The following is a 15,103-nucleotide window of genomic DNA, read 5'->3' as shown; positions in this document are numbered from 1 at the left end:
CGGCGGGCGATCAGCCGACAATGAAGGCGATCAAGGACAGCGTCCACGGTCACGTCCGGCTCGGCGACGTCGCCGCCGAACTGGTCGACACGCCGGCGTTCCAGCGGCTGCGCCACATCAAACAGCTGTCCACGGTCCGGCTCGTCTACCCCGCCGCGAACCACACGCGGTTCGAACACAGCCTCGGCGTCTACCACCTCGCGGGCCGCGCGGTGGAGGGGCTCGGCGTCGACGACGACACCGCGGCGCACGTCCGCGCCGCGGCGATGCTCCACGACGTCGGCCACGGCCCGTACGGCCACCAGACCGAGGGGATCATCCGGCGCGCGACCGGGCGCGACCACGACGACGTGCGATGGCTGCTCACCGACGCGGACCGCGAGGTGTGTCAGGTCCTCGAACGCAACGGGCTCGACCCGGAGCGCGTCGCCGCCCTGATCGACGGAGCGGGCGCGCTCGGGCCGCTCGTCTCGGGCGAACTCGACGTGGACCGCATGGACTACCTCGTGCGCGACGCCCACCACACCGGCGTCCCGTACGGAACCGTCGACACCGGTCGGCTCGTCACCGAACTCCGGCTGGTCGGCGGCGACGGTTCGGCTGAGTCCCGGAGCGACGCCGACCTCGTCTTGGACGAGGGGAACGTCGCCACCGCGGAGAGCCTCCTCGTCGCGCGCTCGCTGATGAACGCCGTCGTCTACCGCCACCACGTCTCCCGCGTCGCGGGCGCAATGTTAGAGCGCGCCTGCGAGCGCTACCTCGATCGGACGGAGGCGGACGTCGAGGCGTTCCGGCGGATGGCGGACCACGACCTCCTCGTCGAACTGCGCGACCGCGTCCCGGCGCTCGGCGAGCGCATCGAGCGGCGCGACCTGTACAAACGCGCCGTCTGGGCCGAACTCGACGAGGTGCCGGCCGGCACGGTCGACGCCGGGCGCGCGGAGGAGCGGGCGGCCGAACGAGAGATCGCCGAGAGCGTCGGAATCGACCGCGACGCGGTCGTCGTCGACATCCCCTCCCGGCCGGCGCTCAAGGAGTCCGGCTCCGCCGTCGTCGTCGACGGCGTCCCCCAGCGGCTGGAGGACGCCTCGGAACTGGTCGCCGGACTCCGGGCCGCGGAGCGCCGCCGCTGGACGCTCGGGGTGTACTGTCCGGCCGAGCACGTCGACGCGGTCGCGATCGCGGCGCGGGACGTGCTGGGGCTGCGTGCGGCGAACCGTCCCTCGGCCTGACCGGCTCCGTCGACCGCTTGTCTCCCGCGCGGATTCTCTCGTTTACTCTCGTTCCGGTCCCGGAACCGTCAGAACCGGCCGGTCCGCGTTCAACACGAGCGCCTGCGTGGTGCTGCCGAAGACGGCCTTCCCGGTCGGACTCCGCTTCCGACCCGACACGCAGATCGCGTCGGCGTCGACGTCGGCCGCGGCCACGAGCAGCTCGTCGGCGGGGTCGCCGCTGGCCTCGTAGTGGACGCACTCGACACCGACGTCTTCCAACACCTCGCGGGCGCGCCGCACGGTTCCGAGCTGGTGGACCGACGCGCCCTCCGGGTTGTCTCGGAAGACGTGACAGAGGTGCGCGGTCACCTCGTCGGCGGCGGCCGGGAGGTCCGTCACCGCCGCCGCCTGTGCGGTCGCTCTCGCCTCGTCGTCGAGTCCAATTCCGAGCAACACGTCGTACATGCGCGACGCTTCGTCCGATCGGGATATAAATTGTACCGCCGATCCGTGGCTCGCGGTATCGGCGCGTCCCGATCGACACTCACAGCCTTTTATCTCGTGCCGCCGAAGGCGGACGCATGATCACGGTCAAGGATACCGTCCACGACCACATCGAGATCGACGGGGTCGCCGCCGACCTCGTCGACACCCCCGCCGTCCAGCGCCTCCGCCACGTGAAACAGCTCGGGACGGTCCAGCTCGTCTACCCCTCCGCGAACCACACACGGTTCGAACACAGCCTCGGCGTCTACCACCTCGCGAGCCGTGCGCTCGACCACCTCGGGATCGAGGGGAAACGCGCCGACCGCATCGAGGCGGCGGCGATGCTCCACGACACCGGTCACGGCCCGTTCAGCCACAACCTCGAATCGCTCACGCACCGGCGGACCGGTAAGTACCACGACGATGTCGGCGAGCTGCTCGCGACCGGCGCGGTCGGCGAGGCCCTGCGCGACCACGATCTCGACCCGGACCGGATCGCGGAGATCGTCGCCGGCGAGGGACCGTACGCCGGCCTCGTCTCGGGCGAACTCGACGTGGACCGCATGGACTACCTCGTGCGCGACGCCTACCACACGGGCGTCCCGTACGGCACCATCGACACCGAGCGGTTCGTCCGGGAGCTGACGTTCGTCGAACGGGACGACATCCCGGACGGAGACGAGCCGGACCGCGGCGGCCCGCAGCTCGTCTTGGACGAGGGGAACGTCCAGACCGCCGAGAGCCTGCTGCTCGCCCGGGCGCTGATGAACCCGGTCGTCTACACCCATCACGTGGCGCGCATCTCGAAGGCGATGTTGCGCCGGGCCGCGAGCGACCTCCTCGACGCGACCGCGACGACCGCGGCCGAGCTCCGGCGGATGGACGACCACGACTTCCTCGCGGCGATCCGGGACTGCCGGGAGACCGCCGGACTCTCCCGGCGGTACGACGAGCGCGACCTCTACAAGCTGGCCGTGTGGGCCGAGTACGACGACGTTCCCGACCGGGTCCACGAGGCGGACCACGCCGCGGAGGCGGCGCTCGAACGCGAGATAGCCGAGGAGGCGGGCGTCGCGCGCGACCACGTGATCTTGGACGTGCCGCCCGAGCCGACGATGCGGGAGTCGACCGCGCGCGTCACCGTCAACGGCGAGATCCGGCGCTTGTGGCGGCAGTCGCCGCTCGTCTCCGCGCTCCGGACCGCACAGCGGAACCAGTGGCGGCTCGGCGTGTATGCCCCCGAACCGGCGACCGACCGCGTCGGCCGGGCGGCCGGGGACGTCCTCGGACTCGACTCCGACGGTCTCGTGACCGAGGTGCGCGGCGCGATGCCGACGACGCTCGACGAGTTCTGAGCGGACGGGGCGTCCCCGTGACGTTTTACCCTCGGCTGGCGAGCCTCCGGTATGTATCTCGAAGGGACCATTCTGGTCGGCCCCGACTTCGAGCCGGTCGAGGGCCGGGTCGTCGTCGCGGACGGCGAGATCGTCCGGGTTGAGGAACGCGAGACCGAGGGCGACGACGTGATCTGCCCGGCGTTCGTCAACGCCCACACCCACATCGGCGACTCCATCGCCAAGGAGGCGGGCGAGGGCCTCTCGCTCGACGAACTCGTCGCCCCGCCGGACGGGCTGAAACACCGGCTCCTCCGGGCGGCCGGCCGCGAGGAGAAGGTGTCGGCGATGGCCCGCACCCTGCGGTACATGGAGTCGACCGGGACCGGGACCTTCCTGGAGTTCCGCGAGGGCGGCGTCGACGGCGTCGGCGCGCTTCGCGACGCGCTCGCCGGCGAGGGCGTCGAGTTCGGTAAGCGCGCGATCGAGGCGGTCGTCTTCGGCCGCGACGACCCCGACGTCCTCTCCGTGGCCGACGGGTACGGGGCCTCCGGGGCCCGCGACGCCGACTTCGACGCGGTCCGCTCCGAGACGCGCGAGGCCGGCAAGCTGTTCGGGATCCACGCGGGCGAGCGCGACGCCGACGACATCAACCCCGCGATGGATCTGGACCCGGACTTCCTCGTCCACATGGTCCACGCGGAGGGGATCCACCTCGAACGGCTCGAACATCGGGGGACCCCAGTCGTGGTCTGCCCGCGGTCGAATCTGGTGACGAACGTCGGCGTCCCGCCGATCCGCGAGCTGACCGAGCGGACGACCGTCGCCTTGGGCACCGACAACGTGATGACCGACTCGCCGTCGATGTTCCGCGAGATGGAGTTCGCCGCGAAGCTCTCCGATCTCCCCGCGCAGGAGATACTGCGGATGGCGACGCGCAACGGCGCGGAGATAGCCGGCCTGAACCGCGGCGTGGTGCGGGAGGGGGCCGACGCCGACCTGCTCGTCCTCGACGGCGACTCAGACAACCTCGCCGGCGCGCGCGACCTCGTCCGGGCGATCGTCAGGCGGGCCGGCCACGCCGACGTCTCGCGGGTCGTGATCGGCGGCGAGACCGTCGTCCCCCGCGACGATCCTCGCGACGACTGAGGGCGCTCGCCCGCCGGATCTCGTCCCCGAAGTCGGGCTCCCCGGTCGACGGAGTGAAACCCCTTCCGACCGTGTGATCTCGCAATGACGACGCTCTCGCTGCTCGCCGGTCTCGCCCTCGGCCCGGTCGTCGGGCTCGTCGCGACGCTCGCGATGGACGTGGCGATGGCGCGGCTCCCCGAGGGGACGACCGCACCGAAGGTCGCCGCGGGCGTGCTCACCGACACTCCGGTCGACGACGCGCCGGAGCGGCTGGCGACGTGGGTCCACTACGTCGCCGGCGGCGGCTCGGGGCTGCTGTTCGTCGGTCTCGTCGCCGCGGTCGGATCGCTTCTCGGCCTCGGTCCCCTCGTGACCCTCGCCGTCGCGGGCGTCGCGCTGCTCGCGCTGATGGTCGGCTTCTTCGCGCTCGTCCCGCTCCCCCGGGCGTCCGGCCTCCCGCGGCAGCGGCTCGGTCCGATCCGCCGGGACTGGGCGGTCTCCGCGGCGACGTACGTCCTCGTCGCGGCCGCGGTCGTCGGAGTGGCGACCGGCGTCTAGCTCGCCGCCCGCGCCCGGAGAGAAACGGTTTAGTCGCTGGCTCCGGCCCGATCGGGTATGCACGCCATCACTCGATCCGGCTGGATCGAGGTCATTTCGGGGTCGATGTTCTCGGGCAAGACGGAGGAGCTGCTCCGCCGGCTCCGGCGCTCGGAGATCGCCGGTCAGTCGGTCGCCGTCTACACGCCCGCGGTCGACGACCGCTACGGGGAGGCGACGATCGGCAGCCACACCGGCCGACAGTGGGAGGCGACCGTCGTCGACAACGAGGGCGACGGCCCGCTCGACATCCTCGACGACGACCCCGCCGAGGTGGTCGCGATCGACGAGGCGAACTTCTTCTCGAACGCGCTCATCGAGGTCTGTAACACCCTCGCGGACCGCGGAACCAGGGTGATCGTCTCGGGCACCGACCAGACGTTCCGCGGGGAGCCGTTCGAGCCGCTGCCGCAGCTGATGGCGACCGCCGAGTACGTCGACAAGCTACAGGCGATCTGCTCGGTCTGCGGGGAGCCGGCCTCTCGGAACCAGCGGCTCATCGAGGGCGAACCGGCCCACGTCGACGACCCGACGATCCTCGTCGGCGCGGAGGAGTCCTACGAGGCGCGGTGTCGCGACTGCCACGTCCTGTTGACCGGAGAGCGACCCGAGGAGGAGCGACCGTTTGAGGGGGCCGAGGCGGACCCCGCGAACGACTGATCCGGCTTTGTTGAAATTCTTATTAGTTGATACTTCCCTTAATCGCTCAGTACAGGAAGAACAGCGACCGATCTGCGGTGCGGTGGCGCGTGCCTCCGAGCGGTCGCCCTCGGCGACCGCGAGGAGCACCGCGCGAGGGAGTCGGCGGCGACCAACGGGAGCCGCCGACGAGGCTGGGGAGGTGTGAGGCTGCGGTTGCGGTTGGGCGGGACTCGAAGGGGCAGTCGCGAGGCGGGCGCAGGCGAAGCAAGCACCGCAGGAGCGAGTGAAGCGAGCGACGAGGAGCACAGCGAGCGTGCGCCCGCCTCGCGACTGGGGCTTCGGCGGTGTTCGTATCGATCAGCGATTTATATACGAGAGGCTTTATAAAAATCTCTTCTTCAGATAGATTCTCGCCTGAAACAGCCGGTCCATGAAACCTGCTTATCGACCGTCGGAAGTCCTACCAGTCTCAGATGATGTTCGGACACCGTACAAGATGTAGGGTTCAAATTCAGCAGACAGCATTAGCTGGCGAACAATTTTTGAACTGCGGCGTTTCACTCAAACAAGGAACAGTGCCAGAATCTAACTGGTGGTATGGCGTTGTAGTCGTTCCGATTCTCACAGCAGTCGTGTGGATTGCCCATTTTGGAGCCGAAGCTGGATTCCCGCTCCTCTCCGTCATTACTGGTATCGGACTGGTTTTCGTCGGTGGATTGTTGGTGCCGCTATTCTCGGTGAGTCTGATCATGGACGTTCGTGCGTTGAATCAGAACGAGAACGGCTGGAACCCTTCCAAGCCGCTGTATTATTTCGTTGCGGCCATTCACGTATTTGGACTCGTTACCCCATTAATCTACGTTGCTACGTTATTTGGAGCGACCGCATACCTCACACAGCGTCATAACAACGTCGGCTCACCCTGAAGATCTCTACAGGGTGAGACCCGATGTCTTACTCGAATATATTGTATTGACCGCACGGGAGAACAGAACCTATCACGTTTCCATGATTTCAACAGAGCCACTGATCCCCCGTCGACTCCGTCTCTGCCCCTCGATCTCGTTTGCGTCCGATCTCCGATCCCACCTACGCCGAACCGTCGGGCTCGTCCGCGTCCCCCGCTTCCGGCACCTCGTCGTCGTCGGTCGCGAGCCGGAACAGCCCGACGAGCGCGCCCGCGGCCACCAGCGCCCCCTCGGCCTTCGCGGCCGCGTACACCCACTCCCGCGGCTCCGCCTCGCCCGCGTTCCGGTAGAGCGCGCGCGTCCAGACCGCGACCGCGCGCCGCGGCGCGACGGCTTCGAGCAGTCCGCCGATCCCGGCCACCAACAGCAGTAGCGCTTTCATACGCGTCCTTCGACGGCGACCCTCAAAAGCGGTCGGGAGACCGACGCGGTTCGCACGGACGAGACCTGCTCACCCCTCCGTCACCGGCTCGGCCGCGTCGAGGTAGCGTGCGCACGTCGCGGCCGCCCACTCGCGGACCGCCGGCGCGTCCGTCCACAGCAGCGCCGAGATCCCGTCGCCGTCGGTCAGTCCGACCGCGGCGCGGTCGTCCGCGAGGACCACCGCGACCGGCGACTCGCCGTCGTGCCGGTAGGCGTCGACCCCGCGCTCGGAGAGGGCGCGCCGGACGACGGGACCGGTCGCCCCGGCGAGGCGGTCGCCCGCCGCGTCCGTGAACACCACTCGGACGTCGCTCGGGACGGTCCCGGACGACGACAGCGACGCGTTCAGTCGCCGGGCGAGATCGGCGTCGAATCGCGGGACGACGGCGACGACGCTCTCGGCCGCGCCGACTAGCTCCGCGAGCCGTTCGTCTGGGGGCGCGGCGTCCTCCGCGTCCGTCGCTCCGGCCCCGCGTTCGACGACCTCGATCCGGTCGTCGAGGCTCGCGGGTTCGGCGTCGACCGCGTTCGCGACGAGCGACCGGAGGACCGCCGCGGGCGACGCCGAGGACCCGGTGGCCTCGTCGCTCACGGGTCTCGCTCGTTTTCGGCGGTCGAGTCGGCGTCGCCGCCCGGCCACCGCTCCGGTACGCCCGGGCGCTGCGGATACGACTGCCGACCGCCGGTCGACTTCTGCGCGAGCAGTCGGGCCGTGGCCCGACGTCGACCGTCCGGCCGCTCCGTCGTCGTCTCGTCGTAGTAGCGCACGCTCAGTCCCATCCCGGCGCGGAGCAGTTCGTTCGCCGCGTAGCGGTACCGGTCTCCGCTCGGCCCGGACGACGCGTCCGCCGACCGCAGGTGTCCCTCGACGAAGAGGTACCCGTCCGGCGCGAGCGACTCGATCAGGTCGGCGAACCGGTCGAGCGCGTGGAAGTAGCTCATCGCGATCACGTCGTAGGTCTCCGCCGGGAACTCGTGCGTCGAGGCGTCGGCCTGAATCGTCTCGACTCGATCGCCGATCCCGCGTTCCGCGGCGCGCTCGCGGAGGATTTCGAGTCCTTCCGCGGAGGCGTCGAGCGCGTCGACCTCGCGGCCGCGGTCGGCGAGGAACACCGCGTTGCGGCCGGTTCCGGCGGCGACGTCGAGCGCGCGGCCGTCGGGTACGGACGGCTCGTAGGCGCGGAGCACGGGGGACGGCTCCGGCGCGCGCGGGTACTCGCCCGACGCGAACCGCTCGTCCCAGTCGGTGTCGGTCACGGTCGCCCTTCGACGCGCCGGGGCGTAAACCTCAGGGGCGCGCCGCTCGGAGCGGGAGGCATGGAGGACGCGACGGACCCCGCCGAGCGGCTGAACGCGCTCCTCGGCGACCGCGACGAGACGCTCGCGACCGCGGAGTCGCTCACGGGCGGGCTCGTCGGGTCACGGGTGACGGACGTTCCGGGCGCGAGCGCCTACTTCGACCGCGGGTTCGTGACCTACACCTACGACGCGAAACGGGAGCTGCTCGGCGTCTCCCGCGAGTCGCTCGACGCTCGCGGCGCGGTCAGCGACCCGGTCGTGCGCGAGATGGCGGCCGGCGCGCGCGACCGGGCGAACGCGGACTGGGCGGTCGCGACGACCGGGATCGCCGGGCCGACGGGCGGGACCGACGAGAAGCCAGTGGGACTCGTCTACTTCGGCGTCGCGCACGCCGCGCCGTGGGGCACCGAGGAGTCGTTCGTCCGGACGGAGCGAGCCGTCCTCGACGGCGACCGCGACGCGGTGAAGCGCGGCGCGGCCGAGACTGCGCTCGACGCGCTCGTCCGAGCGATCGAAGATGTCGACGGGAACGCCGAGGGCTGAGAGGCGCGGTTGAGAGACGAGGCTGAGCGGTGGACGGCTGAGCGGTGGACGGCTGGGCGGCAGTCGGGAAGCGACTTCGGGACCTCGCGTGCGAGCGTTTATCACACTCCTCCGTGTAACGCCGGCATGATCGAACGCGTCTTGGTGGCGATGGACGGATCTGACCTCGCGGAGCAGGCGCTTCGGTACGCGCTCGACGCGCACGACGACGCCGAGATAACCGTGATCCACGTCCTCGGCGGTGCCTCGCCGATGATGGGCGAGGCGACCGGGCTCGCCCTGTCCGACGACGACGACGACGGCGTTCGCGAGGCGGCCGAACCCGTGTTCAAGCGGGCCCAAGAGATCGCCGCCGAACACGACAAGACCGTCGAGACGCTCATCGCGGTCGGCCGGCCCGCCCGCAGTATCATCGACCACGCCGAGGGGTTCGACACGGTCGTCTTAGGCACGCACAACAGTTCGCTCGCGGACCGACTGCTCGTCGGCAACGTCGCGAAGACGGTGTTCCAGAAGTCGCCCGTGCCGGTCACGGTCGTGCGGTGAACCCCTCCGGCCCCTCTCGCGAGCGTCGCCCCCTCACTCGATGTAGGCGTTGCCGACGACGGCGACGACGAGCGCGGCGACCACGATCCACGTGAGGGGTTCGACCGCGAGGAGCCGGATCGGGCGGGCCGCCGACTCGTCGAAGCCGAAGAGGTAGCCGCCGGCGAACGCGACCGCCAGCACGAGCGCGCCGACGATTCCGGCCACGCCGAGCAGCGCGCGGTCCGACGGGTCCATATTCGCCGTTGGGCGTCGAGGATACTTAAGAAACGCCCGTGAGAACGAGCGCGGAGCGGATCCAAGCCAGGGCAGGGATTTGAACCCCGGAAGTCTCGATTACAAGTCGAGTGCATGAACCGCCCATGCTCCCCTGGCGCGTGCGGCCGTACTCGGTCCTCCTATGTGTGCGTGTCGCTTTCCGCGAACCCGGCCGGGGTCAGTCGCTTTCGTCTCTCGCGTCGTCATCGGCCCCGTCTCCATCGCTCTCGTCGCCCAGCGGCTTCGTCAGTTCGACGCGGTGGGCGTCGTAGCCGCGCGCCGCGTAGAACGACCGGGCGCGGTCGTTGTCGGCGAGCGCCTCCAGCGCCACGCGGTCGGCCCCCCGGTCGCGGAGCGCGCGCTCGGCCTCGTCGAGCAGCGCCGTTCCGACCCTCTCGCCGCGCCGCTCCGGCACCACGAAGAGGTTACTGACGGTGCCGCGGACGGCGTCGCGCTCGTAGCCGCCGTGTTCGAGCGAGAAGCCGACGAAGCCGACGAGACCGGCTTCGTCCTCGGAGTCCGCCGCAGATCCCGGGTCGCGCGCGACGAGCAGGTCGCCCGTGACGACCGACTGCGCGACCCACTCGCGGACCGTCGCGCGGTTCGCCTCGGCGCGGAGCGTGGAACCGTACTCTCGCTGGCCGGCCGCGAGCGCTACCCACATGTCGGTGACGGCGTCGACGTCGTCGGCGGTCGCCGGCTCGATGCGGGGGTCCGTTGCGGCCATGTGCCCGGCTTCGGCTCGCGGCGTGTTGAGGCTGCCGACCGGCGAACCGATCGCTCGGAGAACGGTCGTCCGGAGACGGGTCAGACCTCGCGGCAGTTCGGGCAGACCGCCTGCCCGTTGGCGCTGACGAGGTCGGGGACTAACGCGCCGCAGTTCTCGCAGACGCCCTGCGTCGACGACTCGCTCGGCGTCTCCGCGGGCCGCGAGGCGCTCCCGCTGTCACCGTCAGGGGGTCCGTCCAGCGAGGCGGCCGCTGCGCGGTCCGCCGCCGACTCCGGATCGATCGTCGCCCCGGCACCTCGTTCGGCGTCGGAGTCCGCCGCGGCGGCCGTCGAGACCACCGTCTCGTCGCGTCGGGGGTCGCCGGTCGGGGTCTCGCCGCCGAACCCGTCGGCCCCCGTTCGCGGCGCGCCCGCGGCGAGCACGTCGCCGTCCGTCACGACGCCGACCGCCTCTCCCTCGTCGACGGCGACGACGCGGTCGGCCCCGTCCGCGACGAGGCGCTCCTCGACCGCCGTCAGGGAGTCGTCCGGGGACATCGTCGGGAGCGGCGGTCCCATCGCGTCGCCGACGGTGCGCTCGTCGACATCCGTCTCCGACTCGGCTTCCGTGTCGCCTCCGGTCGCCGCCAGCAGCGCGTCGAGCGCGTCGCGGGACTCCAGCCGCCCGACCGGGTCGCCGCCGCGCACGACGACCACGCAGTTCGTCTCCTCTTCGACCAGCAGCGCGGCCGCGTCCGAGAGCGAGTCCGACTCGCTGACGCCGAGAAATTCGCGGTGCATCACGTCACGGACCGTGGTGTCTGTTCGCATACGTCTCGAATTCGCTCCGATCGGCTAAAAGCTGCCCCCGATACCGTTATACCGCCACCGATCGTACTCTTGCGATCGATTCGCACACTAAACGGCGCGAGACCTTCAGAGAGTTGCCCGAGTTGTCCGTGAGTTGTCCGGGAGTTCTCCGGGAGTTACGGGCGAGTTGAACGCGGCGAGTCGAACGCGGCGAGTGATGCGGAGGGCGGGACGACGAAAAGGGAGCGTTCAAACCCTCCGACGTTCGAACGGCGGTATGGCCATTCCCTCGTTCGTGATCGGGATCGCGGGCGGGACGGGCGCTGGGAAGACGACGGTCTCCCGGCTCGTCACCCGCGATCTCGGCGACAGCGTCACTCGAATCCCGCTCGACAACTACTACGAGGACCTCTCGCACCTCGACTTCGAGGAGCGGCAGGAGGTCAACTACGACCACCCCTCGGCGTTCGAGTGGGAACTGCTGCGAGAGCACCTCGAATCCCTGCTTGAGGGCCAGTCCGTCCAGATGCCCCAGTACGACTTCGAGGTTCACAACCGGAAAGACGAGCGCATCACCGTCGAGCCGACCGACGTCATCGTGTTAGAGGGGATCTTAGCGCTGTACGACGAGGAGATAAACGACATGATGGACCTCCGGCTGTTCGTCGAGACGGACGCCGACGTGCGCATTTTGCGGCGGATCCGGCGGGACGTTATCGACCGCGGCCGCGACCTGGAGGGCGTCATCGACCAGTACCTCTCGACGGTGAAGCCGATGCACGAGCAGTTCATCGAGCCGTCGAAGAAACACGCCGACGTGATCATCCCCGAAGGCGCGAACAGCGTCGCGGTGAACCTCCTCGAAGAGAAGCTCCGCGCCGAGGTCGAGGGCGACGCCGTCAGGAGCTGGGAGCGCGGGAGTCTCGAACAGGAACTCGGCGAGAAGCGCTCGCTCGACATCGACGGCGACGATTAATCGGTTCGATACGCCGACTCGCTGAGAATAGCTGTCGGAACAGCGAACACCGCTAAAGCCCCAGCCGCTCGCTACGATGCGGATTCTGCTGAGAACACGACCACCGAAGCCCCAGCCGCGAGGACTCGCGCGACTCGCTGCGCTCCTCGGTCGTTCGCTTCGCTCACTCCCTGCGGTGCTTACTTCGTCGTGCTTTGTCCTCGCGACTGCCCCTTCGATTCCCACCCCGCACAGCACCTCACACCTCCCCAGCCTCGTCAGCGGCTCCCGCTGGTCGCCGCTGACTCCCTCGCGCGGTGCTCCTCGCGGTCGCCAGAGGCGACCGCTCGGAGGCACGCGCCACCGCACCGTCATTTATAAGCAATTGTCGTAGTCACTCCTCGGTCAATGGCTCTGTTGAAATCCTCAACAGTTGATAGTTCACACCGCAAATTGCTCAATACAGGAGAACTACTCTCCGATAGAACTGGTACCCACGCTTAAGTCCCAGCCAGAAAAATCACTATATGATGAAAACGGAAATTTTCGAATGCCCTGAATGCGGGGCAGAGGTGGAAGTACAAGTTGAGCCTGAACCACCAAACGGTATCGCCGAATGTCCGGAGTGTGGAGGCGCGTTCGAGATATAGCGTCTTTCTCACCGACACGTTCGCACGCTTTACAGACCGGCTATTTCAGACGAGAAAACATCTGAATACTGGGATTTCAACAGAGCCCGGTCAATACATATCGTCTTTCGACTGTTCCTGCTCACCGCCGCCGGCTTGCCACGCGCTCCTCAGCGGTCTCGGCGCTGACGAGTTCGTAGAGCGTCGCCCGGCCACCGTCCTCCTTCGGTCGGAGGACGCGCCCGAGCCGCTGGGTGAACTCGCGCTCGCTACCGGAGCCGGAGAGGACGACCGCGACGTTGGCGTCGGGCACGTCGACGCCCTCGTCTAAGACGTTGGCGGCGACGACGCGCCCGTAGGTCCCATCGCGGAAGCGTTCGAGGATCTCGCGGCGCTCCTTCGCGCCCGTCTCGGCGGTGATCGCGGGCAGCAGGAACCGCTCCGAGAGCCGGTAGACGAGGTCGGTGTGGCCGGTGAACACGATCACGCGGTCGTCGCGGTGGCGGTCGAGGATCGCCGCCAGCTTTGCCACCTTCCGCTCGGCGTTCATCATGATCTCGCGGGCGTCCTGTTTCGCGAGGAGGGCCTCGCGGGCGGCGGGGTCGTTGCCGGAGCGCTTGACCAGCTCCTGATAGTCGCTCCCGCTGGTGAACGTGATCCCGGCCTCGCGGACGTACTCGACGAACGTACCCTGCTTCTCGTCGTAGCGCTCGCGCTCCGCGTCGGTCAGCTCCACCTCGATCCGCCGGATGTCGTAGGGCGCGAGGTGGTCACCGGCGAGGTCGTCGACATCGAGCGCGTAGACGCGGTCGCCGACCAGCTCCGCGACCGCCTCGTGAGCGCCGTCGGGGCGCTCGAAGGTCGCGGTGAGACCGAGCCGCGCGGGGGCTGCGAGCAGCCGCGCGGCGTCGCGGTACCCCTCGCCGCCGAGGTGGTGTACCTCGTCGAAGACGACGAACTCGAAGGCGTCGCCGACGCCGTCCGCCTTGAGGTACGCGGAGTCGTACGTCGACACCGTGATCGCTTCCCGGCGCTGCTCGCCGCCGCCGAACCGGCCGATCGGGGCCGAAAACTCGCGTTCCAGTTCGCGCTGCCACTGGTCGACGAGGTCGACGGTCGGGACGACGACGAGCGTCGGCACGCCGAGATCGACCATCGCCCGGATCGCGATCACGGTCTTCCCCGCCCCGGTCGGCAGTTCGATCACCCCCCGGTCGCCCGCCTCGTGCCACGCGTCGAGCGCCTCCCGCTGGTACTCGCGGAGGTCGTAGTCGGTGGCGAGCGCGTCCGGCAGCCCGGCCGCCTCGGCGGCGCGGTCGCTCACGTCGAGGACCCGGTCGTCGACGCCGATCCCGGCCACCCGGAGCGCCCGCCGGAGTTCGGCGTAGCGGTGCGCGGGAGCGCGCGCCGTGCCCGTTCGCGGGTCCGTCTCGACGCCGGGCAGCGGCGGCAGCGCGTCGGCCGCGAGGTCGGCGTCCGCCTCGACCCGGATCGTGCCGTCCTCGTAGGTCAGCCGGACGTCCATCGACCGGAGTTGCCGACCGACTTACAAAGGCCCACCGCCTCGGTCCGCCATGCGCGCGGACGAACTTGACCCGGACCTCGCCGCGGCGATCGCCGAGATCGAGTCGCTGGGGCTGCCGGGGTGGAGCGACCTCTCCGTCGCGGCCGCCCGCGACCTCGAAGACGACCTGTTCTCCGGGCCGCCTGAGCCGCCCGTGGCCGACGCCCGCGACCTCGCGTTCGACGGGCCCCACGGCGAGGTGCCGGTCCGCGTGTATCGCCCGGAGGGCGCGGAGGCGACGACCGCGTCGACGAGCGACGCCGCCGGCGCGTCGGGAGCCCGCGCCCTCGTCCACTTCCACGGCGGCGGGTGGACGCTCGGCACGCTCGACTCGGTCGACGGCATCTGTCGCGAACTCGCGGTCCGCGGCGACGCGGTCGTGGTCTCCGTCGACTACCGGCTTGCCCCCGAACACCCGTTCCCGGTCGCCGTCGACGAGGCGGCCGCGGCGGTCGAGTGGGTCGTCGAAACGGCCGACGCGCTCGGCGTCGACTCCGATCGAGTCGGCGTCTCGGGCACGAGCGCCGGGGGCGCGCTCGCGGTCGCGGCGTCGCTCCGCGCCCGCGAGGTCGACGACTCGCCGACGCCCGCCGGCCAGTTCCTCCTGTACCCGATCGCCGGTGACGACTTCGAGACGGACTCGTACCGGGAGAACGCGGACGGCCCCCTGCTCACCCGCGCGGACATGCGGTGGTTCTACGAGCGGTACCTGCGGAGTCCGGTCGACGCCGCGAACCCCCACGCGGTCTCCCTCCGGGCGACGGACCTCGGGGACCTCCCGCCCGCGACGGTCGTCACTGCCGGGTTCGACCCCCTGCGCGACGACGGCGTCGCGCTCGCGGAGCGGTTCGAGCGCGAGGGAACGCCCGTCCGACACCGGCACTACCCGGCGATGGCGCACGGGTTCTGTAGCCTCGCGGACCGGGTCCCGACGGCGGAGACGGCGCTGTCGGCGGTCGCGGACGACGTGCGAGAGGGGCTGTAGCTCGACCGGGC

At 69.8% G+C, this 15,103-nt stretch carries 18 protein-coding genes and 1 tRNA gene; 10 read left to right on the top strand and 9 right to left on the bottom strand.

Annotated features, from left to right (window positions below; translation table 11 throughout):
- Positions 1-20 precede the first annotated feature (20 nt).
- Positions 21-1,232: an HD domain-containing protein gene (locus QOL69_RS03640; protein WP_283402071.1), complete on the top strand. Its 1,212-nt coding sequence runs from the start codon at positions 21-23 to the stop codon at positions 1,230-1,232.
- A 42-nt stretch (positions 1,233-1,274) separates the two neighbouring features.
- On the opposite strand, the gene QOL69_RS03635 is transcribed toward QOL69_RS03640, so the two are convergent.
- Entirely contained in the window at positions 1,275-1,679 is a 405-nt protein-coding gene (locus tag QOL69_RS03635) for a universal stress protein (RefSeq protein ID WP_283402070.1), read from the bottom strand.
- 116 nt (positions 1,680-1,795) lie between these two features.
- On the opposite strand from QOL69_RS03635, the gene QOL69_RS03630 reads away from it, so the two are divergent.
- The 5 genes from QOL69_RS03630 to QOL69_RS03610 all read left to right on the top strand — a co-directional run bounded on the left by QOL69_RS03630 (position 1,796) and on the right by QOL69_RS03610 (position 6,330).
- Positions 1,796-3,055 carry an HD domain-containing protein gene (locus QOL69_RS03630; protein ID WP_283402069.1) on the top strand — a complete coding sequence of 420 codons (1,260 nt, stop codon included), beginning with the start codon at positions 1,796-1,798 and terminating at the stop codon, positions 3,053-3,055.
- A 51-nt stretch (positions 3,056-3,106) separates the two neighbouring features.
- Positions 3,107-4,183: an amidohydrolase family protein gene (locus QOL69_RS03625; RefSeq protein ID WP_283402068.1), complete on the top strand. Its 1,077-nt coding sequence runs from the start codon at positions 3,107-3,109 to the stop codon at positions 4,181-4,183.
- An 84-nt stretch (positions 4,184-4,267) separates the two neighbouring features.
- Positions 4,268-4,723: a hypothetical protein gene (locus tag QOL69_RS03620; RefSeq protein ID WP_283402067.1), complete on the top strand. Its 456-nt coding sequence runs from the start codon at positions 4,268-4,270 to the stop codon at positions 4,721-4,723.
- Positions 4,724-4,780: 57 nt separating this feature from the next.
- Complete coding sequence (locus QOL69_RS03615) at positions 4,781-5,422, top strand: thymidine kinase (protein WP_283402066.1); 642 nt, start codon at positions 4,781-4,783, stop codon at positions 5,420-5,422.
- Between the two features lie 455 nt (positions 5,423-5,877).
- Positions 5,878-6,330 (top strand): hypothetical protein, encoded by a 453-nt coding sequence (locus QOL69_RS03610; RefSeq protein WP_283402065.1) that lies wholly within the window; start codon positions 5,878-5,880, stop codon positions 6,328-6,330.
- Positions 6,331-6,493: 163 nt separating this feature from the next.
- Here the strand turns inward: QOL69_RS03610 and QOL69_RS03605 are convergent, their stop codons facing one another.
- From QOL69_RS03605 to QOL69_RS03595, 3 genes are all read right to left on the bottom strand, one after another.
- Positions 6,494-6,754 (bottom strand): hypothetical protein, encoded by a 261-nt coding sequence (locus QOL69_RS03605; RefSeq protein WP_283402064.1) that lies wholly within the window; start codon positions 6,752-6,754, stop codon positions 6,494-6,496.
- Positions 6,755-6,823: 69 nt separating this feature from the next.
- The gene (locus QOL69_RS03600) at positions 6,824-7,387 is read right to left on the bottom strand and encodes a transcriptional regulator FilR1 domain-containing protein (RefSeq protein ID WP_283402063.1); all 564 of its coding nucleotides are present in this window, start codon (positions 7,385-7,387) and stop codon (positions 6,824-6,826) included.
- Positions 7,384-8,052: a class I SAM-dependent methyltransferase gene (locus QOL69_RS03595; RefSeq protein ID WP_283402062.1), complete on the bottom strand. Its 669-nt coding sequence runs from the start codon at positions 8,050-8,052 to the stop codon at positions 7,384-7,386. Before QOL69_RS03595 ends, QOL69_RS03600 begins: the two co-directional genes overlap by 4 nt.
- Positions 8,053-8,112: 60 nt before the next feature.
- On the opposite strand from QOL69_RS03595, the gene QOL69_RS03590 reads away from it, so the two are divergent.
- On the top strand, positions 8,113-8,637 hold the full coding sequence (locus QOL69_RS03590) for a CinA family protein (protein ID WP_283402061.1): 525 nt from the start codon (positions 8,113-8,115) through the stop codon (positions 8,635-8,637).
- Positions 8,638-8,763: 126 nt separating this feature from the next.
- Positions 8,764-9,183, top strand: a complete 420-nt coding sequence (locus tag QOL69_RS03585) for a universal stress protein (protein ID WP_048076327.1) — start codon at positions 8,764-8,766, stop codon at positions 9,181-9,183.
- A 33-nt stretch (positions 9,184-9,216) separates the two neighbouring features.
- Here the strand turns inward: QOL69_RS03585 and QOL69_RS03580 are convergent, their stop codons facing one another.
- The 4 genes from QOL69_RS03580 to QOL69_RS03565 all read right to left on the bottom strand — a co-directional run bounded on the left by QOL69_RS03580 (position 9,217) and on the right by QOL69_RS03565 (position 10,980).
- Complete coding sequence (locus tag QOL69_RS03580) at positions 9,217-9,420, bottom strand: hypothetical protein (protein ID WP_048076328.1); 204 nt, start codon at positions 9,418-9,420, stop codon at positions 9,217-9,219.
- Between the two features lie 64 nt (positions 9,421-9,484).
- Positions 9,485-9,558, bottom strand: a tRNA-Thr gene (locus tag QOL69_RS03575).
- A 61-nt stretch (positions 9,559-9,619) separates the two neighbouring features.
- Positions 9,620-10,168 (bottom strand): GNAT family N-acetyltransferase, encoded by a 549-nt coding sequence (locus QOL69_RS03570; protein WP_283402060.1) that lies wholly within the window; start codon positions 10,166-10,168, stop codon positions 9,620-9,622.
- Between the two features lie 80 nt (positions 10,169-10,248).
- Entirely contained in the window at positions 10,249-10,980 is a 732-nt protein-coding gene (locus QOL69_RS03565) for a CBS domain-containing protein (protein ID WP_283402059.1), read from the bottom strand.
- Positions 10,981-11,236: 256 nt separating this feature from the next.
- On the opposite strand from QOL69_RS03565, the gene udk reads away from it, so the two are divergent.
- Positions 11,237-11,935 carry a uridine kinase gene (udk, locus tag QOL69_RS03560; RefSeq protein ID WP_283402058.1) on the top strand — a complete coding sequence of 233 codons (699 nt, stop codon included), beginning with the start codon at positions 11,237-11,239 and terminating at the stop codon, positions 11,933-11,935.
- Between the two features lie 750 nt (positions 11,936-12,685).
- Here the strand turns inward: udk and QOL69_RS03555 are convergent.
- Positions 12,686-14,068, bottom strand: coding sequence for a DEAD/DEAH box helicase family protein (locus QOL69_RS03555; protein ID WP_283402057.1), 1,383 nt, complete (start codon positions 14,066-14,068; stop codon positions 12,686-12,688).
- Between the two features lie 49 nt (positions 14,069-14,117).
- On the opposite strand from QOL69_RS03555, the gene QOL69_RS03550 reads away from it, so the two are divergent.
- Complete coding sequence (locus tag QOL69_RS03550; protein ID WP_283402056.1) at positions 14,118-15,092, top strand: alpha/beta hydrolase; 975 nt, start codon at positions 14,118-14,120, stop codon at positions 15,090-15,092.
- Positions 15,093-15,103 lie beyond the last annotated feature (11 nt).

Source organism: Halorubrum sp. DM2 (assembly GCF_901686465.1).
In the GTDB taxonomy this organism is placed as follows: domain Archaea; phylum Halobacteriota; class Halobacteria; order Halobacteriales; family Haloferacaceae; genus Halorubrum.
The sequence above is the reverse complement of the archived record's forward strand: the minus strand, read 5'-3'. Positions and strand labels throughout refer to the sequence as shown.

Bases quoted from the DNA above. Each gene is read 5' to 3' on its own strand.
- QOL69_RS03640 (WP_283402071.1), top strand. From the start codon at position 21: ATGAAGGCGATCAAGGACAGCGTCCACGGTCACGTCCGGCTCGGCGAC.
- QOL69_RS03635 (WP_283402070.1), bottom strand. From the start codon at position 1,679: ATGTACGACGTGTTGCTCGGAATTGGACTCGACGACGAGGCGAGAGCG.
- QOL69_RS03630 (WP_283402069.1), top strand. From the start codon at position 1,796: ATGATCACGGTCAAGGATACCGTCCACGACCACATCGAGATCGACGGG.
- QOL69_RS03625 (WP_283402068.1), top strand. From the start codon at position 3,107: ATGTATCTCGAAGGGACCATTCTGGTCGGCCCCGACTTCGAGCCGGTC.
- QOL69_RS03620 (WP_283402067.1), top strand. From the start codon at position 4,268: ATGACGACGCTCTCGCTGCTCGCCGGTCTCGCCCTCGGCCCGGTCGTC.
- QOL69_RS03615 (WP_283402066.1), top strand. From the start codon at position 4,781: ATGCACGCCATCACTCGATCCGGCTGGATCGAGGTCATTTCGGGGTCG.
- QOL69_RS03610 (WP_283402065.1), top strand. From the start codon at position 5,878: ATGATGTTCGGACACCGTACAAGATGTAGGGTTCAAATTCAGCAGACA.
- QOL69_RS03605 (WP_283402064.1), bottom strand. From the start codon at position 6,754: ATGAAAGCGCTACTGCTGTTGGTGGCCGGGATCGGCGGACTGCTCGAA.
- QOL69_RS03590 (WP_283402061.1), top strand. From the start codon at position 8,113: ATGGAGGACGCGACGGACCCCGCCGAGCGGCTGAACGCGCTCCTCGGC.
- QOL69_RS03585 (WP_048076327.1), top strand. From the start codon at position 8,764: ATGATCGAACGCGTCTTGGTGGCGATGGACGGATCTGACCTCGCGGAG.
- QOL69_RS03580 (WP_048076328.1), bottom strand. From the start codon at position 9,420: ATGGACCCGTCGGACCGCGCGCTGCTCGGCGTGGCCGGAATCGTCGGC.
- QOL69_RS03570 (WP_283402060.1), bottom strand. From the start codon at position 10,168: ATGGCCGCAACGGACCCCCGCATCGAGCCGGCGACCGCCGACGACGTC.
- QOL69_RS03565 (WP_283402059.1), bottom strand. From the start codon at position 10,980: ATGCGAACAGACACCACGGTCCGTGACGTGATGCACCGCGAATTTCTC.
- udk (WP_283402058.1), top strand. From the start codon at position 11,237: ATGGCCATTCCCTCGTTCGTGATCGGGATCGCGGGCGGGACGGGCGCT.
- QOL69_RS03555 (WP_283402057.1), bottom strand. From the start codon at position 14,068: ATGGACGTCCGGCTGACCTACGAGGACGGCACGATCCGGGTCGAGGCG.
- QOL69_RS03550 (WP_283402056.1), top strand. From the start codon at position 14,118: ATGCGCGCGGACGAACTTGACCCGGACCTCGCCGCGGCGATCGCCGAG.